The 22,651-nt window shown below is 66.9% G+C and carries 24 protein-coding genes and 1 tRNA gene; 9 read left to right on the top strand and 16 right to left on the bottom strand.

Translation table 11 applies throughout. The features are described 5' to 3' along the window. Positions 1-39: 39 nt before the first annotated feature. The 7 genes from BS74_RS04285 to BS74_RS04255 form a co-directional block, all read right to left on the bottom strand. Positions 40-127, bottom strand: a tRNA-Leu gene (locus BS74_RS04285). A 14-nt stretch (positions 128-141) separates the two neighbouring features. Next, positions 142-1,293, bottom strand: a complete 1,152-nt coding sequence (locus tag BS74_RS04280; protein ID WP_038056364.1) for an LCP family protein — start codon at positions 1,291-1,293, stop codon at positions 142-144. Between the two features lie 35 nt (positions 1,294-1,328). Beyond that, a complete protein-coding gene (locus BS74_RS04275; protein ID WP_038056361.1) occupies positions 1,329-2,645 on the bottom strand; it encodes a S8 family peptidase in 1,317 nt (438 codons plus the stop codon). 35 nt (positions 2,646-2,680) lie between these two features. After that, a complete protein-coding gene (locus tag BS74_RS04270; RefSeq protein ID WP_038056359.1) occupies positions 2,681-3,478 on the bottom strand; it encodes an ABC transporter substrate-binding protein in 798 nt (265 codons plus the stop codon). Continuing rightward, complete coding sequence (gene hisD / locus BS74_RS04265; RefSeq protein WP_038056357.1) at positions 3,475-4,713, bottom strand: histidinol dehydrogenase; 1,239 nt, start codon at positions 4,711-4,713, stop codon at positions 3,475-3,477. The genes BS74_RS04270 and hisD overlap by 4 nt, the downstream gene beginning before the upstream one ends. Positions 4,714-4,720: 7 nt before the next feature. Beyond that, positions 4,721-5,317: a hypothetical protein gene (locus tag BS74_RS04260; protein WP_038056355.1), complete on the bottom strand. Its 597-nt coding sequence runs from the start codon at positions 5,315-5,317 to the stop codon at positions 4,721-4,723. Positions 5,318-5,321: 4 nt separating this feature from the next. Next, positions 5,322-6,443, bottom strand: a complete 1,122-nt coding sequence (locus BS74_RS04255; RefSeq protein WP_038058838.1) for a hypothetical protein — start codon at positions 6,441-6,443, stop codon at positions 5,322-5,324. Between the two features lie 209 nt (positions 6,444-6,652). On the opposite strand from BS74_RS04255, the gene BS74_RS04250 reads away from it, so the two are divergent. Both BS74_RS04250 and BS74_RS04245 read left to right on the top strand, forming a co-directional pair. Then, positions 6,653-7,021 (top strand): hypothetical protein, encoded by a 369-nt coding sequence (locus BS74_RS04250; protein ID WP_038056354.1) that lies wholly within the window; start codon positions 6,653-6,655, stop codon positions 7,019-7,021. Then, the gene (locus tag BS74_RS04245; protein WP_038056352.1) at positions 7,018-7,635 is read left to right on the top strand and encodes a uracil-DNA glycosylase; all 618 of its coding nucleotides are present in this window, start codon (positions 7,018-7,020) and stop codon (positions 7,633-7,635) included. Before BS74_RS04250 ends, BS74_RS04245 begins: the two co-directional genes overlap by 4 nt. 86 nt (positions 7,636-7,721) lie before the next feature. Here the strand turns inward: BS74_RS04245 and bshB1 are convergent, their stop codons facing one another. The 3 genes from bshB1 to BS74_RS04230 are packed head-to-tail and all read right to left on the bottom strand — an operon-like array spanning position 7,722 to position 9,793. Next, positions 7,722-8,405: a bacillithiol biosynthesis deacetylase BshB1 gene (gene bshB1 / locus BS74_RS04240; RefSeq protein WP_038056350.1), complete on the bottom strand. Its 684-nt coding sequence runs from the start codon at positions 8,403-8,405 to the stop codon at positions 7,722-7,724. Next, on the bottom strand, positions 8,398-9,000 hold the full coding sequence (gene plsY / locus BS74_RS04235; protein ID WP_038056348.1) for a glycerol-3-phosphate 1-O-acyltransferase PlsY: 603 nt from the start codon (positions 8,998-9,000) through the stop codon (positions 8,398-8,400). Before plsY ends, bshB1 begins: the two co-directional genes overlap by 8 nt. Positions 9,001-9,010: 10 nt before the next feature. Next, on the bottom strand, positions 9,011-9,793 hold the full coding sequence (locus tag BS74_RS04230; RefSeq protein ID WP_185747689.1) for an ABC transporter permease: 783 nt from the start codon (positions 9,791-9,793) through the stop codon (positions 9,011-9,013). 24 nt (positions 9,794-9,817) lie between these two features. Here BS74_RS04230 and BS74_RS04225 point away from each other — a divergent pair, with 24 nt between their 5' ends. From BS74_RS04225 to BS74_RS04215, 3 genes are read left to right on the top strand one after another with little or no spacing between them, the layout of a single operon-like run. After that, the gene (locus BS74_RS04225) at positions 9,818-10,819 is read left to right on the top strand and encodes an ABC transporter ATP-binding protein (protein ID WP_038056346.1); all 1,002 of its coding nucleotides are present in this window, start codon (positions 9,818-9,820) and stop codon (positions 10,817-10,819) included. Continuing rightward, positions 10,816-11,592, top strand: coding sequence for an ABC transporter permease (locus tag BS74_RS04220; protein ID WP_038056345.1), 777 nt, complete (start codon positions 10,816-10,818; stop codon positions 11,590-11,592). Before BS74_RS04225 ends, BS74_RS04220 begins: the two co-directional genes overlap by 4 nt. Positions 11,593-11,599: 7 nt before the next feature. Continuing rightward, positions 11,600-12,133: a Uma2 family endonuclease gene (locus BS74_RS04215; RefSeq protein WP_038056344.1), complete on the top strand. Its 534-nt coding sequence runs from the start codon at positions 11,600-11,602 to the stop codon at positions 12,131-12,133. On the opposite strand, the gene cimA is transcribed toward BS74_RS04215, so the two are convergent. The 5 genes from cimA to ilvB all read right to left on the bottom strand — a co-directional run bounded on the left by cimA (position 12,105) and on the right by ilvB (position 18,564). Further along, positions 12,105-13,688 (bottom strand): citramalate synthase, encoded by a 1,584-nt coding sequence (gene cimA, locus BS74_RS04210; RefSeq protein ID WP_038056343.1) that lies wholly within the window; start codon positions 13,686-13,688, stop codon positions 12,105-12,107. The genes BS74_RS04215 and cimA overlap by 29 nt on opposite strands. Before the next feature lie 42 nt (positions 13,689-13,730). Further along, positions 13,731-15,290: a 2-isopropylmalate synthase gene (locus tag BS74_RS04205; protein ID WP_038058835.1), complete on the bottom strand. Its 1,560-nt coding sequence runs from the start codon at positions 15,288-15,290 to the stop codon at positions 13,731-13,733. 66 nt (positions 15,291-15,356) lie between these two features. Next, entirely contained in the window at positions 15,357-16,370 is a 1,014-nt protein-coding gene (ilvC, locus tag BS74_RS04200) for a ketol-acid reductoisomerase (RefSeq protein ID WP_038056342.1), read from the bottom strand. Then, positions 16,367-16,879 carry an acetolactate synthase small subunit gene (ilvN, locus tag BS74_RS04195; RefSeq protein WP_038056341.1) on the bottom strand — a complete coding sequence of 171 codons (513 nt, stop codon included), beginning with the start codon at positions 16,877-16,879 and terminating at the stop codon, positions 16,367-16,369. Before ilvN ends, ilvC begins: the two co-directional genes overlap by 4 nt. Beyond that, positions 16,876-18,564, bottom strand: a complete 1,689-nt coding sequence (gene ilvB / locus BS74_RS04190) for a biosynthetic-type acetolactate synthase large subunit (protein ID WP_038056340.1) — start codon at positions 18,562-18,564, stop codon at positions 16,876-16,878. Before ilvB ends, ilvN begins: the two co-directional genes overlap by 4 nt. Before the next feature lie 257 nt (positions 18,565-18,821). On the opposite strand from ilvB, the gene BS74_RS04185 reads away from it, so the two are divergent. Both BS74_RS04185 and BS74_RS04180 read left to right on the top strand, forming a co-directional pair. Continuing rightward, a complete protein-coding gene (locus BS74_RS04185; RefSeq protein WP_038056339.1) occupies positions 18,822-19,115 on the top strand; it encodes a nucleotidyltransferase family protein in 294 nt (97 codons plus the stop codon). After that, positions 19,108-19,467 carry a HepT-like ribonuclease domain-containing protein gene (locus tag BS74_RS04180; protein WP_081914555.1) on the top strand — a complete coding sequence of 120 codons (360 nt, stop codon included), beginning with the start codon at positions 19,108-19,110 and terminating at the stop codon, positions 19,465-19,467. Before BS74_RS04185 ends, BS74_RS04180 begins: the two co-directional genes overlap by 8 nt. Here the strand turns inward: BS74_RS04180 and BS74_RS04175 are convergent. Continuing rightward, positions 19,464-20,450: a YpdA family putative bacillithiol disulfide reductase gene (locus tag BS74_RS04175; RefSeq protein WP_038056338.1), complete on the bottom strand. Its 987-nt coding sequence runs from the start codon at positions 20,448-20,450 to the stop codon at positions 19,464-19,466. The genes BS74_RS04180 and BS74_RS04175 overlap by 4 nt on opposite strands. 36 nt (positions 20,451-20,486) lie before the next feature. On the opposite strand from BS74_RS04175, the gene BS74_RS04170 reads away from it, so the two are divergent. Both BS74_RS04170 and fumC read left to right on the top strand, forming a co-directional pair. Further along, positions 20,487-21,227: a TerC family protein gene (locus tag BS74_RS04170; RefSeq protein ID WP_038056337.1), complete on the top strand. Its 741-nt coding sequence runs from the start codon at positions 20,487-20,489 to the stop codon at positions 21,225-21,227. Positions 21,228-21,247: 20 nt separating this feature from the next. Beyond that, positions 21,248-22,645 (top strand): class II fumarate hydratase, encoded by a 1,398-nt coding sequence (gene fumC / locus BS74_RS04165; protein ID WP_038056335.1) that lies wholly within the window; start codon positions 21,248-21,250, stop codon positions 22,643-22,645. Positions 22,646-22,651 lie beyond the last annotated feature (6 nt).

Raw genomic sequence — 22,651 nt, 5'->3', positions numbered from 1 at the left:
AAGGCCGAGAAAAAAGGCCCCGGCGTTCGCGGGGCCACCTGGTGCCGGGGACGGGACTCGAACCCGTACGGGGGTAACCCCCCAGCGGATTTTAAGTCCGCAGCGTCTACCGTTCCGCCACCCCGGCAGACGCCTTCCATCCTACAAAAAGGGAGGCTCGGCGCCAAGGCGCAGGGTGAGGTCGGCCCCCAAGACGGCTTCCCCCGAGATCCGGTAAGGTACCCCCAAGAGCTCACCCAGCGACTTGGCCAGAAGCCCGGGCCCATTCTCCAGCACCTCCGTGCGGGAAGGGGGCAGGTCCACGGGGTGAAGGATGACCCGCAACCCCAGCTCCCTGAGCCTCAGGCGAGCCTTTTCCGCCAGGGCCTCCTGCCCGGGTCCATAGACCAGGGCCACCAGCCGCCCCGTAAGATCCCCCGTCCCCGCCAGCGCCTCCCCATCAAAGTAAACGTCCAAAAGCTGCCGCAGGGCCTCCTGGTCCACCTCCCAACCCCCTCCCCCGAACCTCCCGGGTAGAAGCAGGCTCACCAGGTGGGGTTGCTTCATGGCGAAGCCCAGGATGGCCCCCTTTTCCTGGCGGGTGAGGTCGGTCTGCACGTAGGGCTCCACCGCCGCCACCACCCGCGGAAGGCGCAGGATACCCGAGGGGGAAAGAAGCTGCTCCTTCAGGGCATGGAAGAAGGCCTGCTGCCGCTGCACCCGCCCGATGTCCCCCAAGGCGTCCTTGCGGAAACGCAGGTAACCCTCCGCCTGCTCCCCGTTCAGCACCTGGCACCCCGGCTTTAAATCAATGTCCAAGCCCGCGGCGGTGTCCCGGTAGCGCATGGGCTTCTCCACGCACACCCTAACCCCCCCAAGGGCGTCCACCGCCTTCCTGAGGGCCTCCGTGCTCACCACCACGTAACGGTCCGCCCGCACCCCGGTGATCTGGGCCACCGCCTCCTTCATGAGCTCCGGCCCCCCCAGGGGGCTTGCCGCATTCACCTTGTGCCAGCCGTAGCCGGGCAGGTTCACCCAAACGTCCCGGGGAACGGAAAGGACCACCACCCGGTTGGCCCCTGGGTCCAGGCGCACCAGGAGGATGGTGTCCGCCAGGCCCCGAAAGCGCTCGGGGGCCCTTCGGTGGTAGCCGGAGTACTCTGGGCTCGAGCCGTAGACCAAAAGGGTCAGGGGGCTTTTGAGCCCCTCGGGGGCAGGCACCGCCCCGTGGCGCACCGCGGGGCCCAAAAGGGGGTAGGCCCAAAGCCCCAGGGCCACAAGGAGGAGCAGGAGAAGGAGGAAAAACCGCCGCACGGGGGCTTAGTCTACACCCCCTTGGGTGAGGCGGATTAGGGGAAGCAGTAGGTGGTGTCCGCCATCACCCGGTCGGCGCGCACCAGGCCGAAGCCGTACTCGTCGTCCTTCCCCGCCGGGCCCAGGTCCTCCGCGGTCTGCGTGAGGCAGGTGTAGACCTGGTCCGGCGTGGGCCAGGTCTTGCGCTCGCTGGCGTATTTGCTCATGTAGAGGGCCACCACCCCGGCCACGATGGGGCTGGCGAAGGAGGTGCCGCTATCCGCCAAGTAGCCCTGCGGGTTCTTGGGGTCAGGCAACACCACCCCCTGCCCGGGGGCCACCAAACTGAGCTCCGGTCCATACGAAGAAAAGCTCGCCCGGGTCTTGTCCTGCTTAACCGCCCCAACGGCGATCACCCCAGGTAGGTTCGCGGGAAAGTAGACCCCTGCAGTACCCCCGTTGCCCGAGGCTGCCACGATGACGATGCCCGCGTTCCTAGCCCGGGTTAGGGCGTCCGCCAAAACCCCATCCGTTATGCCGTAGGCCCCCAGGGAGAGGTTCATCACCCTCGCGCCCAGAGAACGGGCCAAGTCCACGCCCCTCTGGATGTCAGCGGTGGAAAAGTCCGTCGCCCCGCTCCTCAGGACCTTAATGGGCACCACGTATCCCCCCCAGGTCACCCCGGCCATACCCCGGCCATTGTTGGTGTCGGCACCCAGAACGCCGGCCACCTGGAGGCCGTGTCCGTAGCTGTCTTGGAAGGGGGACTGTCCATCGGTCGGGTCGGGGTCGTTATCGGCCGCATCCAGCTTGACGCCCGCGGGAAGGTACTTGCTGGTCTGAAAATCCTCGTGGGGCAGGATGCCCGTGTCCAGCACCGCAATGAGGGGAGGGCACCCCCGGCCTGTACCCACATCCCAGGCCGCTTCCAATCCGACCAGACCGTTCAGGTATGCCCTTTGGTTGCTGGCATAAAGGAGATCGCTGGGCGCCCGCAGGGGGCGGTAAAGGTAGTTGGGCTGCACGTACTCTGCCCCCGCCCGAAGGAGGGCCCGGGCCCTGGCCTCCTCCTGCCCTTTGGGCACCCTCACCCGCAAGAGACCCCGGGGGAGGGTCTCTTGCGGCTCCACCCCCTCGGCCCGTAGGGTCTGGACGGAAAGCCCCGGCTTGGGGAGTACCAAAAGCTCCCCGGGCACGTACTCTCCCGCGAACCGGCCCAAGCCTTGGAGTCTTAGGGGTTCCTCCGCCTGAACCTCCAGGGGCCCCACCGGGCACTCCGAGGGGTTCACCGGTGGCGGAGGGGGCGTCTGAGGGCAGGCGGTGAGGACAAGGGCCGTGGCCGCAAGAAGGACCAGGAAGAAAACCCGGTTCATGCTCCTTACTTTACATGCCCAGCCCTTGGCCTCCCTTAAGCTTCGCCTAAGGTTTGCGCCACCCGGTCCGCCAGCTTTTCCAGGAAGGAGAAGAACATGGGCCCGTAGTGGGCCAGCTCGTCCCCATCGGTGGCGGCTATGGGAAGGTCCCAGCCCCGCTCCCGGGCCAAGGCCCGCGCCTTCTCCAGGGGGTTTTTGCCCCAGGGCTTGGGCTCGTAAAGGAAGAGGTCGGGCTTGCGCCGCTTGACCTCCTCGAGGTCCGGCTGGAAATACGCCTGGGGCACGTCCAGGAAGATGGGCCTGAGGCCCAGGTGCAAAAGGGCCTGGGCGATGTAGCTCCCCCGGCCCACGGTGATGGGCCCCCCCAGGTCCATCTCAAAGTAAACCCGCAGGTCAAACCGCCCCTTGAGGCGGCCGTAGCGCTCGGAAAGCCCGTGAGCAAGCTCCGTAGCCCTCTCCTCCAGGTCTAAAAGGTGCCCCAAGGTGACGAGGTTTTCCAGGATGCCGTAGGGGCTCGTGGGCAGGGGTACGGCGTAGACGGGGAAGCCCTCCTCCTTAAGCCTCAGGGCCTGTTCCCGCTGAACGCCGGTGGAGAGGAGGACCAGATCCGGCTCCAGGCTCCTCAGGAGCTCGGTGCGGGTCTTGGTGTAGGAGGCCAAGACGGGAAGGGAAAGGACCTCCGCCGGGCGGTGGCAGAAGGCGCTCCGGCCCACGAGCCTGCCGCCCACCCCCAGGGCGAAAAGGGCATCGGTCAGGTTAGGGGCCAGGCTCACGATGCGCCCGAAGCGGTCGGGGAGGTCCAAAGGCCCGAGGATCTCGTGAAAGAGCCTCATCGCCTAAGGTCCAGGGAACGGGCATGGCCCTCCAGCCCCTCCGCCCGGGCAAGCAACGCCCCCTTTTGGGCCAACTCCCTCACCGCGTTCTCGCTTAGGCCCATCACGGGGATCACCTTGAGGAAGTCCCGCACCGAAAGCCCCCCTTGGAAGCGGGCGGTGCCCGAGGTGGGCATCACGTGGCTAGGGCCGGCGATGTAGTCCCCTAGAGCCTCGGGGCTTCCCTCCCCCAGGAAGACCCCCCCGGCGTTTTGCACCTTCCCCAGCCAGGGCAGGGGGTCGGCCAGGGCCAGGCAGAGGTGCTCGGGGGCGTAGAGGTTGGCCAGGGCGAAGGCCTCCTCGAGGTCCTGGGTGAGCACCAATCCCCCCCGCTCCAAGGCCTTTTTGGCGATCTCCGCCCGGGGCAGGCCCTCCAGCTGGCGGGAAAGCTCCGCCTCCACCCTCTCCAGGAGGGCCCGGTCGGGGGAGAGGAGCCAAGGCTCAGAGTCGGGGCCGTGCTCCGCCTGGGCCAGGAGGTCCGCGGCCAGGAGCTTGGGGGAGGCGGAACCGTCGGCCACGATCAGGGTCTCCGTGGGGCCGGCGAGCCCATCTATGCCCACGACCCCGAACACCTGGCGTTTGGCCGCCACCACGTAGGCGTTCCCCGGGCCCACGATCTTGTCCACCCGGGGCACCCGCCCCGTCCCGTAGGCCAAGGCGGCGATGGCCTGGGCCCCGCCCATGGCGAAGAGCCGGTCCGCCCCCGCCACCCAGGCGGCGGCCAGCACCCCGGGGTGGACCTTGGGGGGGCTCGCCACCACCACCTCGCCCACCCCCGCCACCTTGGCGGGGACCACGGCCATGAGGAGGCTGGAAAGGAGGGGGGCGGTGCCCCCGGGGACGTAAACCCCCACCCGGGAAAGGGGGCGGACCAGCTGGCCCAAGACCCCGCTGCCGTCCACCTTGAGGAAACCCCCGCGAGCCTCCTCCCGGTAGAAGGCCTCTATGCGCTCCTTGGCGGTCTCCAAGGCATCGCGCAAGGCCTCGTCCAGGTCCTCGTAGGCCTCGCGCCAGGCTCGCTTGGGGATCTCCTCCACCGGATGGCCGTCCAGCTCCAGGCTCAGGCGGTCCAGGGCCTCGTCCCCCTCCTCCCGCACCGCCCGCAGGATGCCCCGCACGCTCTCCTCCACCTTGGGGTCAAAGGTAAGCCCCCGGCGGGCAAACCGCTCCCTCACCTCCTCCGTGCGGTAGATCATGCCTCCACTATACCCAGCGGCGGCGCCTTTTTACCTCCTCCACCCCCTCCAGGACCCCTTCAAACACGTGGTCGCCCACCTGCTGGGCTATCCTCACGGGAACCCCCTCCTCCAGCTGCACCAGGGTCAGGCCCGGGCGCAGGCGGAAGTGGCGGCGCGGGCGCCCTTCCACCTCGAGGTCCGCAAGCCTTTCCACGTACACCCTCCCCCCGGGCATGGGCCACCGCACCACCTCCCCGGGCTCCAGGGCCAGGCGGGGCAGGGCCAGGAGGAGGGAAAGGGGGTCGTGGTAGGGCGCCACGAAGGGCAGGGCCAGGCTTTCCTTGCCCTGGGTCACCAACACCACCCCTTCCTCCTCCAGCCGCTCCACGGTGAACACCCGGCTCTCCCGCCCCTCCACCCGCTCGGAGAAGTAGAGGGAAAAGCCCTCCGCATCCGTTTCCGTCTGCCAGCGCTGGCGGGTCTTGGGCAAGGGCAGGTTCACCTCGGCGGTGAGGGTGGCCTTCACGCCCACAGGCTGAGGGCGCACCTCCAGCCTCCCCTCCCCCGCCTCCTCCCCGGCGAAGAAGTACCGGTACACGTAGACCGCGGGCTGCTCGGTCATGGCCCTAGCGTACCTTGATGACCAAGGGCGGCCCCGGCACCTCTAGGAGGTAGTCCACGGGGTCGCGGCCCGCCACCCGGATGCGCAACCGGTACACGCCCTTCTGGTCAAACTCCGCCCGCCCAGGGGCAGTGAGGAGAAGCTGGCCAGGAGCCATCTTGGAGCCCTCGGGCACCTCCAGGAGCAACACCTCGGCCCGCTCCGTGGGGGGGTCGGTGCGGAACTCCATCACGTACCCCCCTCCGGAAGGGGCGGAGGGGCGAAGGAGGAAAAGGGTTAAGGCCAAAAGCACCACGGCGCCCAGAAGCCCCACCAGTAAGCCCCGCCTCCTTTGCCGTGGGGGTTCCACCACGGCAAAGGAGGGCTCCTCGGGCTCCTCAATGCGGATGACCCGGGGGCGGCTTGGGGTCGTGCCCGCGGACCGCGGGGCCTCCGAGGTTTTCGCCTCGAGGCCCTGGGCCTCCCCGGGGACGGGGTCCACGCTCAGCACCTTCCGCCCGGAAGCGGAGGGCCTAGGGGGTTCCTCCTTGGGCTGGGCCGGGGGTTCCTCGAGGGGGCTCTCCTGGGCCGCACCCCCCTCCGGGCCAGCCGGGGCCTGGGGCGAGGCCTCGGAAAAAAGGGCCTGCAGGGGCTCCTTCCCGGCCTCCACCCCCTCCAAAAGCTCCTTAAGGCGAAACTCGGGGTAGCGCTCCCCGGCCAGGGCCCGGGCCAGGGCCGCCAGGGCCTTTTCCGGCTCTCCGGAAAGCGCCTTTAGCCCCACCCCAGCCAGCCACACCCGCTTGCCCTTCACCAGGCAGAGTTCCGGGATGGGGGCATGGGACACCCCCTGGGCCTTCAAGGCCGCCAAGATCCGGGCCATCTCCTTAAGCCAGTGCTCCAACCGCTCCAGGTCCGCCACCCCCAGGTACTGGCTTAAGGGGACCGCCCCAATGGGCCACTCCAACACCCAGGCCTCCGGGATCTCTTCCAAAAGGGGAAGCACCCCCTCCGCCGCCACCGGCACCCCTTGGGCCCCCTTAAGCACCATCACCGGCATCCCCGTGCGGGTGTCCTGGCCTTCAAAGGCAATGGTGGAGGCAATACGGGCAAGAATGCGCCGCAACCAATAGGTACCCAAAACCTCCATCCTCCCAAGTATAGCCACGAAAACGCCCATCCGCCCGCCCATGACCCAGCCCAAGGCCAATGGGGGTCCCCTCTGGCCAAGGCCCTTTGGGAGCCCCTGTCGGGGCAGGAGGGCCTTTCGCTCCCCATTCCCCCAGCTATACCTCACCCTCTTCCCCGGCTATATAATCCTCACCAAGGGTAGGGCCCTTAGGCCGGAAAGGAGCGGGGATGGAGTTCAAGATCACGCTAACCACGGAGGAGATCATTCGGGGCTTGAAGCACTACCGCCGCATCGCCAAGCAAGACGTCCTCCGGGCGCCGGAAACGCCCAATCCGGAGGTCTTCCGCCGCCACGCGGAGGCCCGGCGCGAGGTCTACGCCAAGCTGGCCGAGGTGGCGGAGACCGAGGGGCCGGAGGCCGTGGTGCAGTACGCCCTGGAGCTTTACAAATCCCTGCCCTTTGTCACCGGCACCCCGGAGGACCAGTACCCCGAGATCAAGGGCCAGGAAAACGCCCTGGAGAACTTTTTCCTCATGATCGGCCTGGACCCCAAGACCCGGCGGGAAGCCCGGAAGGCCCGCAAGCCCCTGCAATGACCCTGGAATTGCTACAGGCCCAGGCCAAGGCCTGCACCGCCTGCCGCCTAGCGGAAGGCCGCACCCAGGTGGTCTTCGGGGAAGGAAACCCCGACGCCCAGCTGATGATCGTGGGGGAGGGTCCGGGGGAAGAGGAGGACAAGACGGGCCGCCCCTTCGTGGGCAAGGCCGGACAGCTGCTGAACCGCATCCTCGAGGCCGCCGGCATCCCCCGGGAATCGGTTTACATCACCAACATCGTCAAGTGCCGCCCCCCGGGGAACCGCACCCCCTTGCCCGATGAGGCCAAGGTGTGCACGGAAAAGTGGCTCCTCAAGCAGATTGAGCTCATCGCTCCCCAGATCATCGTGCCCCTAGGGGCGGTGGCCGCGGAGTTCTTCCTGGGGGAGAAGGTTTCCATCACCAAGGTGCGGGGGCAGTGGTTTGAGTGGCACGGGATCCGGGTCTTCCCCATGTTCCACCCCGCCTACCTCCTCAGGAACCCCAGCCGCACCCCGGGAAGCCCCAAGCACCTCACCTGGCTGGACATCCAGGAGGTGAAGCGGGCCCTGGACGCCCTTCCCCCCAAGGAGCGCCGCCAGGTGAAGGCGGTGAGCCAGGAGCCCCTCTTTTAAGTAGCCCGTCTTGGCTTGGGCCACGACGGGGGCCCCAGATTGGGCATCGCCCTTCTTCCCTGCCTAGGGCGGCAAGCCATTGGCCTTTAGGCCCGGCTCCAGGGGGTGTAGAGGACCGGCAAGGGGCTCACGAAGGGCTCGGCGTAGTCCACCCCCAGGTAGTTTCCCCAGTAGCGCCTTAGGGCCCGCCTCGCCTCCACCCCCTTAGGCCCCACGGTCTCGCTCACCCCTTCCCCGGAAAACTGGCTCTTGTAGGCCAAAACCGCCTGCTCCCACTGGTCTATAAAGGCGGAGATCTTCACCAGGAAGCTGGGGGTAAAGGGGTGGTTTCCCGGATAGAAGAAAAGCCGCTCCACCCGGTGGGGCTCCCCCTCCAGGGGGGCTTTCCCCAGGCCAGAAAGGTGCACCGCCGCCACCGCCAGACGGCTTGCCGCGGTGTGGTCGGGGTGGCGGTCGGCCTCGAGGGGCGCCAGGACAATGCGGGGCCTGAGCCGCCTCAGGGCCTCCGCCAGGCGGAACCGCTGCTCCGCCACGTCGGCAAGCCCCCCATCCGGCAGGCCCAGGTTGCCCCTATAGTCCAGCCCCAGGATGCGGCTCGCCTCCTCCACCTCCCTCGCCCTTTCCTCCGGGGTACCCTTCGTGCCCATCTCCCCCCGGGTGAGGTCCAGAATCCCCGTGGAAAGCCCCTCCGCCTTGGCCCGGGCCAGGGTGCCCCCGCAACCCAGCTCCCCGTCGTCGGGGTGGGGGGCAAGGACCAAAAGGTCAAGCACGCCTCCCCTCCTTCTCCCCCAGGCGCCTCTCCGTGCCCGCCTGAAGGCGCTTCAGGTTCTCCCGGTGGGTAAAGAAGATGAGGAGGGCCATGAGGGCCACGGTGAGCACCTCCCAAAGGGGACGGGCCAGGGCCAGGGCCAGCACCGTGGCCGCCACGCCCCCGGTCATGCTCCCAGCGGAGACGTAGCGGGTGAGGAGCATCACGGAAATGCCGATGGGAAAGGTCCAGAGGGCCAGCACAGGATCCAGAAAGAGCAGGGTGCCGAAGCTGGTGGCCACCCCCTTGCCCCCCTTGAACCCCAGGAAAAGGGAGTAGTTGTGGCCCAGCACCGCCGCCAAGGCCACCCCGCCCAGAAGGGACCCCTCTATGCCCACCGCCCGGGCGAGGAGCACGGCGATCCCCCCCTTGAACACGTCAAAGAAGGCCACCACCAAAGCAGGCCCTGGCCCCAGGGTCCTAAGGACATTGGTGGCCCCGATGTTCCCCGAGCCCACCTTGCGGATGTCCACCCCGTAGGTCCGGGCCACCAAGACCCCGGCGGGGATGGAGCCAAAGAGGTACGCCAGCACGAGGACCAAAACCACGGACGCCATAGGGGGGATTTTAACTGCTGGCGGAGGTGTAGCTCCTCAGGGCCAGGCGGAAGAAACCCCGGGACAGGAGGAAGAGGAAAGCCGCCAAGAGGCAAGCCGGAAGGAGGCCCGCCCCTCGGCCCAAAGCGGCCTCCGCAGGCACGGTGGTGAGAAAGGCCACGGGGACCACGAAGGTGAAGAAGAGCCGGTACATGGCCGGGTAGGCCCCCATGGGAAACCGGCCCGCCTCCAAAAGCCCCCGCAGGACCTCGGTGACGTTGTAGATCTTCACGAACCAGATGCTGGTGGTGGCCAGGAGGAACCAGAGGCTATAAAGCATCCAGCCCCCAAGCCCCCAGTACCCGGCGAAGGCGAGGTAGTCGCAAAACCCAAGCCCAAGCCGCACCCCCGCGTAGAGGAGAAGGCCCAAGCCCAGGAGAAAATCCCCCAGGCCCCAAGGGGAAAAGACCCTCAGGGAAAGCCAGAACTGGGGGTCCAAGGGCTTCAGGAGCACGAAGTCCAGGGTGCCCTGCTGCACGTGCTCCACGATCTTGTTGAGGTTGGGGGCGAAAAGGGTACTCCCCAGGCCCTGGAGAAGGGTGAAGGCCGCCAGGACCAAAAGGGCCTCCTCAAAGGCCCAGCCCCCGGGCCGGTACCCCCCCTGGTAGAGGAGGAGGAGGCCGAAGAGGGCCCCCAGGAGGGTAAGCCCCGAGGAGAGAAGGCCCAGGAGGAAGTTCAGGCGGTACTCCATCTCCGCCGCCAGGCTGAGGCGCAGGAAAAGGAGAAAAACCCTCAGGTACCGCACAGGAAACATTAGACCACAGGGTAGACTGTAGAGGTGTCGGGGGAGCCCATCGTCCTTGCCCAGGACCTCACCAAGCACTACCGGGTGGCCCTCAAGGAGGAAAGCCTCCTGGCCACCCTGCGCCACTTCCTCTTCCGGCAGTACCGGACGGTGAAGGCGGTGGAAGGGGTGAGCTTCCAGATCGCCAGGGGCGAGGTGGTGGGCTTTCTGGGCCCCAACGGGGCCGGAAAAACCACCACCTTGAAGATGCTCACCGGCCTGGTCCACCCCACCCGGGGTAAGGCGGTGGTGGCGGGGCACGTTCCTTGGCGGCGGGAAAAGGCCTTTCTGAAAAAGATCACCCTGGTGATGGGCAACAAGCAGCAGCTCATCTGGGACCTCCCCGCCCTGGACACCTTCCGCCTCAACGCCGCCATCTACGAGATCCCCGAGGCCGAGTTCCGAAGGCGGGTCCGGGAGCTGGCCGAGATGCTCTCCCTCACGGAGAAGCTCCACCAGCCGGTGCGCAAGCTCTCCCTGGGGGAGAGGATGAAGGCGGAGCTCCTGGCGGCGCTGCTCCACCGCCCGGAGGTCCTCTTCCTGGACGAGCCCACCTTGGGCCTGGACGTGAACGCCCAGGTGGCGGTGCGGGAGTTCATCCGGGAGTACAACCGGCGCTATGGGGCCACGGTCCTCCTCACCAGCCACTACATGGCGGACATCGCCGCCCTGGCCGAGCGGGTCCTGGTGATCCACCAGGGAAGGCTCCTCTACGACGGGGTCCTGGAGGGGCTTTTGGAGCGCTTCGCCCCTTATCGGGAGGTGGGGCTTACCCTGAAGGTGCCCCTCCCCCGGGAAGCCCTCCTCCCCTTGGGGGAGGTGCGGGAGCTGGAGGGCCGGGAAGCCCGGCTTTTGGTGCCCCGGGAAAGGCTCACGGAACGGGTGGCGGAGATCCTCCGGAGGCTTCCCGTGGAGGACCTCGAGGTCCGGGAGCCTCCCCTGGAGGAGGTCATCGCCCGGGTCTTCCAAAACCCCGTCCCGGTGGAGGGGGCATGAGGAAGGCGCAAACCCTCCTCTCCGTGTACCTGGCCTACATGCTGGAATACCGGGCCGAGCTCTTCCTCTGGGCCCTGGCGGGGGCCTTGCCCCTCATCCTCCTCGGGGTCTGGACCGAGGCCGCCCGGGGAGGGGATTTCAGCCTATCCCCAGGGGAGTTCGCCCGCTACTTCCTCATGGTCTTCCTGGTGCGCCAGGCCACGGTGGTCTGGGTGGTGTGGGAGTTTGAGCGGGACGTGGTGGAGGGCAGGCTTTCCTTTCGCCTTCTTAGGCCCCTGGACCCCTTCTTTGAGCACCTGGCCGCCCACGTGGCCGAGCGCCTGGCCCGGCTCCCCTTCGTGGTCCTCCTCACCCTGCTCTTCTTTTACCTCTTCCCCGAAGCCCGCTTCGCCCCCGAGACTGGCCCCTTCCTCCTGGGGCTTCTTTTTACCCTTTTCGCCTTCCTCCTTCGCTACCTGATGCAGTACACCACCGCCATGCTCACCTTCTGGAGCGAGCGGGCCACGGCGGTGGAGGAGGTCTTTTTCCTCCTTTACCTGTTCCTCTCGGGAACCCTTGCCCCCCTGGAGGTCTTCCCCGAGCCCCTGAGGACCCTGGCCCTCCTCACCCCCTTCCCCTACCTGGTCTACCTGCCCGCCGCCCTCCTCGCGGGGCAGGAGGTGGCCCTCTTCCCCGGGGTCTGGGTGATGCTCCTTTGGGGCCTGGCCTTTCTCCTCCTTTGGCGCCTCCTCTGGCGGCTTGGGCTTAGGCGGTATTCGGGCCAAGGCGCATAATGGGAGCATGGCCACCCGCTACCGCTTCCGCGTGGAGGAGTTTGAGCGGGCCTTCCGGGACGTGCCCCGGGTGGAGCTCTTAAGGGGAGAGGTCTACCAGATGAGCCCCATCGGACCCAAACACTTTCTGGCGGTGATGTACTTGGACCACAGGTTGAAGGAGGCCCTCCAAGGCAAGGCCTTAGTGGCGGTGCAGTCCCCCCTCCATCTTGCGGAGGATTCTGAACCCGAACCCGACCTCTTGGTGCTCCAGTACCCCTTGGAACGCTATCAAGGCCGGCTTCCTAGGCCTGAGGACGTCCTTCTCCTCATAGAGGTGGCGGACACCTCCCTGGAGTTTGACCGGGAGGTCAAGCTTCCCCTTTACGCCGAGGCCGGGATCCCTGAGGTCTGGCTTGTGAACCTCAAGGAGGGGCTCCTCGAGGTCTACCGGGAGCCCCGAGAAGGGCGCTACCGCTCCATCCGCCTCCTCTCCCCCTCCGAGCCCGCAACCCCCTTGGCCTTCCCCGAGGTCAGCCTGCCCTGGGCGCCATCTCCCTAAGGCTGGGGTAGAGGAGGGCGTAGGCGTAGCCGTCGGTGAGGGCCTTCAGGGAGGCCTCGAGGATGTTCTCGCTGGCCCCCACGGTGCTGAAGCGCTCCTCCCCCCGCTTCATCTCCACCATCACCCGCACCCCGGAGCTGGTCCCCGCCTCCTGCCCCGAGAGGATGCGCACCTTGTAATCGCTGAGCTCCACGTCGGCCAGCTCCGGGTAAAACTGCAAGACCGCCTTGCGGAAGGCCCTATCCAGGGCGGAGACCGGGCCAAAGGGGCTCTCGGCGGCGGTGTGCTGCAGGCTCTCCCCCACCCTGACCCGCACCGTGGCCTCGGCCCAGGCGGTGTCCAGGCCGCTTCCGTGCACGAAGACGGAAAACCCCTCCACGCTGAAGGGTAGGCTTCCCCCCTTTAGGCGGTGGGCCAGGAGGTAGAAGCTGGCCTCCGCCCCCTCGAAGGCGTAGCCCTCGTACTCCAGGGCCTTCACCTCCTCCAAAAGGCGCTTGGCCTCCTCCTTGGAAAGGTCCACCCCCAGCTCCTGGAGCTTGGCCAGGAGGTTGGAGCGCCCGGAGACGTCGGAAACCAGAAAGCGGCGGCTGTTCCCCACCCACTCCGGAGGGATGTGCTCGTAGGTGCGGGGGTTCTTGAGGACGGCGGAGACGTGCACCCCCGCCTTGTGGGCGAAGGCCGCCTCCCCCACGTAGGGGGCGCGGCGGTTTGGGGTCTGGTTGGCCCGCTCGTCCACGAAGTGGGAGAGCTCCTTGAGGCCCTTAAGCCTTTCCGGGGGAAGGGCGGGGATGTTGTACTTGAAGACCAGGGTGGGAAGGAAGCTGGTCAGGTTCAGGTTGCCGCACCGCTCCCCGTAGCCGTTGATGGTCCCCTGCACGTGGGTGGCCCCGGCCCTGACCGCCGCCAGGGCGTTGGCCACGGCGAGCTCCGCGTCGTTGTGGGGGTGGATGCCGATCCTTAGGCGGGGAAAGCGCTCCACCACCGCCTTGGTGACGGCGTAGACCTCCTCGGGCAGGGTGCCCCCGTTGGTGTCGCAGAGGACCAGGGTGTCCGCCCCCCCTTCCCGGGCGGCCTCGAGGGTGGCCAGGGCGTAGCCGGGGTCCTCCTTGTACCCATCAAAGAAGTGCTCGGCGTCGTAGACCACCCGCTTGCCCCGCCCCGCGAAAAAGGCCACGGTGTCCCGGATCATGCGGAGGTTCTCCTCCAAGGTGGTCTCCAGGGCCTCCAGCACGTGCAGGGTCCAGCTCTTGCCAAAGAGGACCACCACGGGGGTCTCGGCCTCCAGGAGGGCCAGGACCGAGGGGTCCTCCTCGGGGAGAAGCCCCTTCCTGCGGGTAGCCCCGAAGGCGGCAAGCCGGGCCTCCCCCAGGTCCACCCCCTTCATGCGCTGGAAGAACTCGGCGTCCTTGGGGTTAGACCCCGGCCAGCCCCCCTCAATGAGGTGGATGCCGAAGGCGGCCAGGCGCTTGGCGATGGCCACCTTGTCGTCCACGGAAAGGCTGATGCCCTCCCCTTGCGTCCCGTCCCTCAGGGTGGTGTCCAGAATCTCCACCATGGCTTCCCCCTAGGGCCCCAGCCTGGCCAGGCTGGGGCGGGCTCAAACGCCCCGCTGGACCTCCTCGATGGAAGGGGGATGCCGGGTGGCCCGGCCCGAGGCCAGCTTCCCGGCGGCGTCCAAAAAGGCCAGGGCGCTGGCCTCTATAATGTCCGGGGAAACCCCCACCCCCACCGCCTGGAGCTCCCCAAGCCGCAGGCGCACCGTCACCTGGCCCAGGGCCTCGGTGGAACCCGTGATGGCCTCCACCCGGTAAAGCTCCAGCTCGGGCCTGAGGCCGATGGCTTCCTCCAAGGCCTTGTACACGGCGTCCACCGGCCCATCCCCGGTGTGGGTGGCCACGCGCTCCCCATCCGGGGTCTTCACCTTCACCGTGGCCGTGGGCAGGAGGCCGGAGCCGGAGAAGAACTGCACGTGCTCCAGGGCGAAGAACTGGGAGGCGGGCTCCCACTCGCTCTCCACCAGGGCCTGGAGCTCCTCGGCGGAGAGGGGCCCCTTCTTCTCCGCGATCTCCTTGAAGCGGGCAAAGAGGACCTTGAGCTGCTCCTCGGTGAGGTCCTTGTAGCCCAGGTCCTCGAGGGCCTTCTTGAAGGCCGCCCGCCCCGAGTGCTTGCCGAGGACGATCACCGCGGGGCGCCTACCGATGAGCTCGGCGTCCATGATCTCGTAGGTGGAGCGGTGCTTTAAGACCCCATCCTGGTGGATCCCCGACTCGTGGGCGAAGGCGTTGTCCCCCACGATGGCCTTGTTGGGGGGCACGGGCATGCCGGTGTAGCGCTCCACCAGGCGGGAGACCCGGTATATCTCCTTGGTGTTGATCTGGGTCTTGGCCTTGTACCAGTCGCGGCGCACGTAAAGAGCCATCACCACCTCCTCCAAGGAGGTGTTCCCCGCCCGCTCGCCGATGCCGTTCACCGTGCACTCCACCTGACCCGCCCCGTTTTCTACGCCCGCCAGGGCGTTGGCGGTGGCCAGGCCCAGGTCGTCGTGGGTGTGGGTGGAGATGATCACGTTCCGGCCCCGCACCACCTCGTCCCGGATGCGGCGGATCAGGGCCCCGTACTCCCCAGGGGTGCCGTAGCCCGTGGTGTCGGGGATGTTGATGGTGGTGGCCCCCGCCTCAATGGCCACCTCGTAGAGCCTCTTCACGAAGTCCCAGTCCGCCCGCATCACGTCCTGGGCGGAAAACTCCACGTCGTCCACGTAGCGCCTGGCGTAGCGGACCATCTGGTCCGCCATCTCCAGGACCTCCTCCTCGGTCTTCTTCAGCATGTACTCCAGGTGGATCTTGGAGGCCGAGGTGAAGACGTGGATCCTGGGCTTCTCCGCCTTCTCCAGCGCCTTGGCCGCCTGGTCGATGTCCAGGGTGTGGGTGCGGGCGAGGGCGGCGATGATGGGGCCCTTGACCTCGGAGGCGATCCGCCGCACCGCCTCAAACTCCAAGGGCCCGGATACGGGGAAGCCCGCCTCGATGATGTCCACGTTGAGCCGGGCCAGGGCGTGGGCGATCTCCAGCTTCTGGTCCAGGGAAAGGGCCACCCCTGGGCTCTGCTCCCCATCCCTCAGCGTGGTGTCAAAAATCCTTATGTGCCTTTCCTCCATCTCCCATCCCTCCTTAAAGACCTGCAAACCACAAGGCCCCCCTTCTGGGGGGCCTTCTTACCTTGGCTAGCCTACCTCCTCCAATACCCTTGCCCGCAGGAAGGGCATCATGGCCCGAAGCCTTGCGCCCACCTCCTCGAGGGGGTGCTCCTTCCAGCGCTTGCGGTTCGCCTCCAGGACGGGCTGGCCCACCTGGTTTTCCAGCATCCACTCCCGGGCGAACTCCCCCGACTGGATCTGACGGAGGATCTCCCGCATGCGCCTTTTGGTTTCCTCCACCGGCACCGAGACCTCCCCCCGGGTGTAGTCCCCGTACTCGGCGGTGTTGGAGATGGAGTAGCGCATCCCGGCGAAGCCCGCCTCGTAGATGAGGTCCACGATGAGCTTGACCTCGTGCACGGTCTCAAAGTAGGCCATCTCCGGGGGGTAGCCCGCCTCCACCAGGGTCTCAAACCCCGCCTGGATGAGCCGGGTGAGCCCCCCGCAGAGCACCGCCTGCTCCCCGAAGAGGTCGGTCTCCGTCTCGTCCTTGAAGGTGGTGGGGATCACCCCCGCCCGGGCCGCCCCGATGGCCTTGGCGTAGGCCAAGGCCGTGGGGAAGGCCGATCCCGAGGCGTCCTGGTGCACCGCCACCAGGGCCGGCACCCCGCTGCCCTTCACGTACTCGCTCCGCACCAGGTGGCCGGGGCCCTTGGGGGCCACCATCCACACGTCCAGGTCCCGCCTGGGCTTGATCTGGCCGAAATGGATGTTGAAGCCGTGGGCGAAGGCCAAGGCCGCCCCCTCCTTGAGGTGGGGCTCGATCTCCTCCCGGTACACCCGCCCCTGGGTCTCGTCGGGGAGGAGGACCATGACGATGTCCGCCTCCCGCACCGCCTCGGCCACGGGCAAGACCCGAAGGCCCATGGCCTCCGCCCTGGCGGCGCTCTTAGAGCCGGGCCTAAGCCCCACCCGCACGTCCACCCCCGAGTCCTTGAGGTTCAGGGCGTGGGCGTGCCCCTGGGAGCCGAAGCCCAGGATGGCCACCTTCTTGCCTTGGATAAAGCCTAGGTCCGCGTCGTGCTCGTAGTAGATCTTCATACCGCCTCCCGTTTTTCCCTGACCTTAAGGGTACGCTCCCCGCGGCTCATGGCCACCGCCCCGGTGCGCATGACCTCGAGGATCCCATAAGGCCTAAGGGCCTCGATGAAGGAGTCTATCTTCTTGGAGTCCCCGGTGAGCTCCAGGATCAGGCTCTTCTGGGCCACGTCCACCACCCGGGCCCGGAAGGCCTCCTGGATGTCCTTCACCGCCAACCGCTCCTCCACCCCGGCCACGTGGACCTTCGCCAGGACCAGCTCCCGCTCCACGTGGGGCTCCGAGTGGTCGGTGACCTTCAGGACCTCAATCAGGCGGTTCAGCTGTTTTTCCACTTGCTCCAGGGTATGGTCGTCCCCGGAAACCACCAGGCTGATGCGGGAAAGCCCCGGCACATGGGTGGTGCCCACCGCCAGGCTCTCCAGGTTGAAGCCCCGGCGGGCGAAAAGGCTGGTGATGCGGTTCAAAACCCTGGGGTGGTCCTGGACCAAAACGGAGATCACGTGCCTCACGCCTCCACCTCCTCCCGTTCTTCGGGGTGCTCGAGGATCATGTCCTCCGCGGCACCCCCAGCGGGGATCATGGGGAAGACCCCTTCCTCGTGGTAGACCTTGAACTCCGCCACCACGGGGCCATCGGCGTTCAAGACCGCCTCCACCCCCTTCATGAGGTCCTCCTTGCGCTCCACCCTAACCCCCTTGATGCCGTAGGCCTCGGCCAGACGGGCGAAGTCGGGGTTGGAGTCCGCCAGGTAGACCTCGGAGTAGCGCTTGGCGTGGAAGAGGTCCTGCCACTGCCGCACCATGCCCAGGTAGCCGTTGTTGAGGATCACCACCTTCACGTCCAGCTTGTACTTCACCACCGTGGCCAGCTCCTGCAGGGTCATCTGGAAGGAGCCGTCCCCGTCAAAGTCGATGACCAGCTCCTCGGGGCGGGCCACCTTGGCCCCGATGGCGAAGGGCAGGCCCACCCCCATGGTGCCGAGGCCCCCCGAGGTGATAAAGCTCCGGGCCCGGGTCACCGGGAAGAACTGGGCGGCGAACATCTGGTGCTGGCCCACCCCCGTGGTGACGATGGCATGCCCGCCAGTGGCCTCGGCAAAGGCCCGGATCACCTCCTGGCTCTGGAGGTGGGGCCGGGGCTTCCAGCGCAAGGGGTGGCGGGTGCGCCACTCCTCCAGCTGCCGCCACCAGGAGGCCAGCTTAAGGGGCTTGGCCCCCTTCAGCATCTCCCGGAGCACGGACCGGGCATCCCCCACGATGGGCACGTGGGTGCGCACCAGTTTGCCGATCTCCGCGGGGTCAATGTCCACGTGGATGATGGTGTGGGCATGGGGGGCGAAGCGGGAGACCTTCCCCGTGACCCGGTCGTCAAAGCGAAGGCCGATGGCCAGGATGAGGTCCGCATGGTGGATGGCCCGGTTGGCGGCCACGGTGCCGTGCATCCCCGGCATGCCCAGCCAAAGGGGGTGGTTCCCCGGGAAGGCCCCCAGGCCCATGAGGGTGGTGATCACCGGGATCCCCGTTTTCTCCGCAAAGGCCAGCAGCTCCCCGTGGGCGTGCTGGGCCCCACCCCCCACCATGAGGACGGGCCGCTCCGCCTTCTCCAGGGCATCCAGGGCCCGCTCGATCTGCTTGGGGTGGCCCTTGGTGGTGGGCTTGTAGCCGGGAAGGTCCAGTTCCACCTGGAAGGTGCCGGTGAACTCGGAAAGCTGGACGTCCTTGGGCAGGTCAATGAGCACCGGCCCCGGCCTCCCGGTGGAGGCGATGTGGAAGGCCTCCCGCACCACCCGGGGGATGTCGTTCACCTCCTGCACCAGGTAGTTGTGCTTGGTGATGGGCATGGTAACCCCGGTGACGTCCGCCTCCTGGAAGGCGTCGGTGCCGATCAGGGCCCGGGGCACGTTCCCGGTGATGGCCACCACCGGGGTGGAGTCCATGAAGGCGTCCGCCAGACCCGTGACCAGGTTAAGGGCCCCAGGACCACTGGTGGCCATCACCACCCCCACCCGGCCCGAGGCCCGGGCATAGCCGGTGGCCGCATGGATCCCCCCCTGCTCGTGCCGCACCAGGATGTGACGGATGGGACTGTCGTAAAGGGCATCGTAGACCGGCATGATGGCCCCACCGGGGTGGCCGAAGATCACCTCCACCCCCTCCCTTTCCAGCGCCTTCAAAAGTGCCTCCGCTCCCTTCATCGCCCCCTCCTAAACCGAAGCCCCCCGGGTTCTCCGGGGGGCTTTGGATGCGCCAAAACGCTACACCCTACCCCCCGCTGGCCCTACGATTAGGACCAGGCCTAGGGATAGGGAGAGGCAAGGACGCATCTTGTGGCCTATCCTAGCCCTCCTTGTGAAAGCTGTCAAGTGCGACTGGCCAAGGGCCCCACGCCAATGCCCCTGGCCCCCAGGGACAAACCCCCAAAACCGCCTCCTCGGCAAGCTACAATGGTCTTGTGCGCCGGGAGGAAGTGTTGGAAAAGCTCGCCCCCCACCTGGACACCCTCCGGGAAAGGTTTGGGGTGGAGGCCCTTTACCTCTTCGGTTCCGTGGCCAGGGGCGATGCAGGTCCCGAAAGCGATGTGGACTTCCTGGTGCGCTTCTTACGGCCCCCAGGGTTTCTGGGCTACATGGGGCTCAAGCTCTTCCTGGAAGACCTCCTGGGCACAAGGGTGGACCTGGCGATGGACACAGCCTTGCGCCCCGAAGTGCGCCCTTGGATAGAGAAGGAGGCCCTGAAGGTTGCGTGACTGGCGGCGCTACCTTTGGGACATGCAGGGGTTTGTTTCCCGGGTCTTAACCTACCGGGGAAACCTGGATCGAAAGGCGGTCTTCTCCGACCCCATGCGCCTGGATGCCATTCTGCGCAACCTGGAGCTCCTCGGCGAAGCAGCCAAGCGGGTACCCCTCGAGGTGCGGGAGCGGTACCCTGAGGTGCCCTGGCGGGAGGTGGCGGGTTTGCGGGACGTCCTGGCCCACGACTACTTTGGGCTGGACGAAGACATCCTTTGGGAGGTCATCGCGGAACACCTGCCTTCCTTGCAGCTTCACTTAGAACGCATCCTGGCGGAAGAAGGCGGTACCCCTAGGTGGCCCTCCTAAGCCCCCTGCCCCGCGCCAACCCCACCCCTTCGCCGGGCGATGGCGGAAAGGGCCACCTTGGCGTGCTCCCGCCCGTTTTCTATGAAGACCGATCGGGTATCTGGCCCAAAGCCGCAGGAGCCGATGGCGAAAAGCCCCCTTCGGCTAGTCTCAAACTCGGGGGAGAGCAGGGGCCTCTCCCCCTCGTAGGCCACCCCCGCCTCCCTAAGGAGGCGGTCCTCCGCCCGGTAGCCGATCTGGACCAGGACGAAATCGGCCTCCAAAAACTCCTCCCCTTGGGGCCTTTCCAGCACCAGACCCGCGGGGGTGATGGCCTTCACCCTGGCCTCCATCACCGCCCTTATGCTCCCCTCCTTCACCCGGTTCTCAAAGTCGGGGAGGAGCCAGTACTTCACGCTGGGGCGAACCCACCTCCCCCGGTGCACCAGGGTTACCTCCGCCCCACCCCGGTAAAGGTCCAGGGCCACCTCCACCGCGGAGTTGCTCCCCCCCACCACCGCCACCTTCCTGCCAAAGAAGGGGGCCGCCTCCTCGTAGCGGTAAAGCACGTGGGGCAGGTCCTCCCCCGAAACCCCGAGGCGGTTGGGGTTAGCGAAGTAGCCGGTGGCCACCACCACGTACCGGGCCCAAAAGCGCCTTTCCCCAAACCGGTCCCGGGCCAAGACCTGGAAGGCCCCCTCCTCCCCTTGGATGCCCACCACCTCCGTGTAGGTGAGCACCCGAAGCCCCTCCCTTTCCGCCACCCTTTGGTAGTAAAGGAGGGCCTCGAGGCGGGTGGGCTTAGGACCTTGGGACACCAAGGGGTGGCCTCCGATCTCTATGTTTTTGGATTCGGAAAAGAAGACCATCTGCCGGGGAAAGCGGTAGAGGGTCTCCGCCACCGTGCCCCGCTCCAGGACCAGGTGGGAAAGCCCCAAGCGCTTGGCCTCTATGGCCGCCGCCAAGCCCACCGGCCCTGCCCCCACCACCAGCACGTCCACCATGCCTTTCAGTCTACGCCGCCCTGTAGACTCTTTCTCATGGACTGGCTCACGAACCCCGAGGTCTGGGTGGCCCTCGCTACCCTCACCGTGCTGGAAGTGGTCCTCGGCGTGGACAACGTCATCTTCATCAGCATCCTGGCCTCCAAGCTCCCCAAGGGGGAGCAGGACCGGGCCCGCGTGGTGGGCATCTCCTTGGCCGCGGTGACCCGCATCCTCTTCCTCCTTTCCATCGCCTGGATCATGGCCTTGAAAAAGCCCTTCTTTGCCCTCTTGGGCCACGAGGTGACGGGCAAGGACCTGGTGCTTATCGCCGGGGGTCTTTTCCTCATCTACAAGTCCGTCAAGGAGATCCACGAGAAGCTGGAAGGGGAGCCCGGCCACGCGGTGAAAAGGCTGGCCCCCACCTTCGCCTCTGTGATCGGGCAGGTGCTCCTCCTGGACATCGTCTTCTCCATAGACTCCGTCATCACCGCGGTGGGGCTCACCCGCTTCGTGCCGGTGATGGTAACGGCCATCCTCCTCTCCGTGGCCATCATGCTCTGGGCCTCCAAGGGCATCTACGCCTTCGTGAACCGCCACCCCTCGGTGAAGATGCTGGCCCTGGCCTTCCTCCTTTTGGTGGGCTTCACCCTGGTGGCCGAGGGCACCGGGGTGCACATCCCCAAGGGCTACATCTACTTCGCCATGGCCTTCGCGGTTTTGGTGGAGTGGCTGAACCTGCGGGCTGGGCTCAGGGGCAAGCCGGTGAAACTCCACGAGCCTTACGAGGAGGCGTAAAATCGGGCTGGAGGTGCTGTATGGAATACCGGATCGAACGGGACACCATGGGTGAGGTCAAGGTACCGGCGGATCGCTACTGGGGCGCCCAGACCCAGCGCTCCTTAGAGCATTTCCGCATAGGAGCCTGGCGCTTCCGCATGCCCTTGGAGGTGATCCGCGCCTACGGGATGCTGAAGAAAGCGGCGGCCAGAGCCAACCTGGAGCTGGGGGAGCTCCCCGAGGAGATCGCCCGGGCCATCATCCAGGCGGCGGAGGAGGTCATCCAGGGCAAGCTGGACGACCACTTCCCCCTGGTGGTCTTCCAAACGGGAAGCGGCACCCAGACCAACATGAACGTGAACGAGGTGATCGCCAACCGGGCCTCGGAGCTCCTGGGGCACCCCTTGGGCTCCAAGTACGTCCACCCCAACGACCACGTGAACCGGGGCCAGAGCTCCAACGACACCTTCCCCACCGCCATGTACGTGGCCACCGCCCTGGCCCTGCACCAGAGGCTTTACCCGGCGGCGGAAGCCCTCATCGCCACCTTTGAGGAAAAGGCCAAGGCCTTTGACGGCATCGTGAAGGTGGGGCGCACCCACCTCATGGACGCGGTGCCCATCACCCTGGGGCAGGAGGTGGGGAGCTGGGCGGCGCAGCTTAGGAACACCCTGGCCATGGTGAAGGAGGCGGAAAAAGGCCTCTACAACCTGGCCATCGGGGGCACGGCGGTGGGCACGGGCCTGAACGCCCATCCCCTTTTTGGGGAACGGGTGGCCCGGTACCTGGCGGAGGAGACCGGGCTTCCCTTTAGGGTGGCGGAGAACCGCTTCGCCGCCTTGGCGGCCCACGACGAGCTGGTGCAGGTGGTGGGGTCCTTGCGCACCCTGGCCGGGGCCCTGATGAAGATCGGCAACGACATCCGCCTTTTGGCCTCCGGGCCCTACGGGGGCATCGGGGAGCTCTTCATCCCCGCCAACGAGCCGGGAAGCTCCATCATGCCGGGGAAGGTCAACCCCACCCAGGTGGAAGCCCTCACCATGGTGGTGGTGCGGGTCTTTGGCAACGACCACGCCGTGGCCTTTGCCGGAAGCCAGGGCAACTTCCAGCTCAACGTCTACAAGCCGGTGATGGTGGATGCGGCCCTGGAGTCCATCCAGCTCCTGGCCGACGCCATGGAGTCCTTCAACGAGCATTTGGCCAAGGGGATCGAGCCCAACCTGGAGCGCATTGAGGAGCATCTCCAGAAAAACCCCATGCTGGCCACCGCCCTCAACAAGGCCATCGGCTACGACAAGGCGGCGGAGATCGTGAAGAAGGCCATCCGAGAGAAGAAGACCCTGAAGCAGGCCGCCCTCGAGCTGGGCTACCTCACGGAGGAGGAGTTTGACCGCATGGTGGTGCCCATGAGGCTGGCCAAGCCCCACGGGGGCTAAGACACA

Source organism: Thermus amyloliquefaciens, from assembly GCF_000744885.1.
GTDB classification, from domain to species: domain Bacteria; phylum Deinococcota; class Deinococci; order Deinococcales; family Thermaceae; genus Thermus; species Thermus amyloliquefaciens.
The sequence above is the reverse complement of the archived record's forward strand: the minus strand, read 5'-3'. Positions and strand labels throughout refer to the sequence as shown.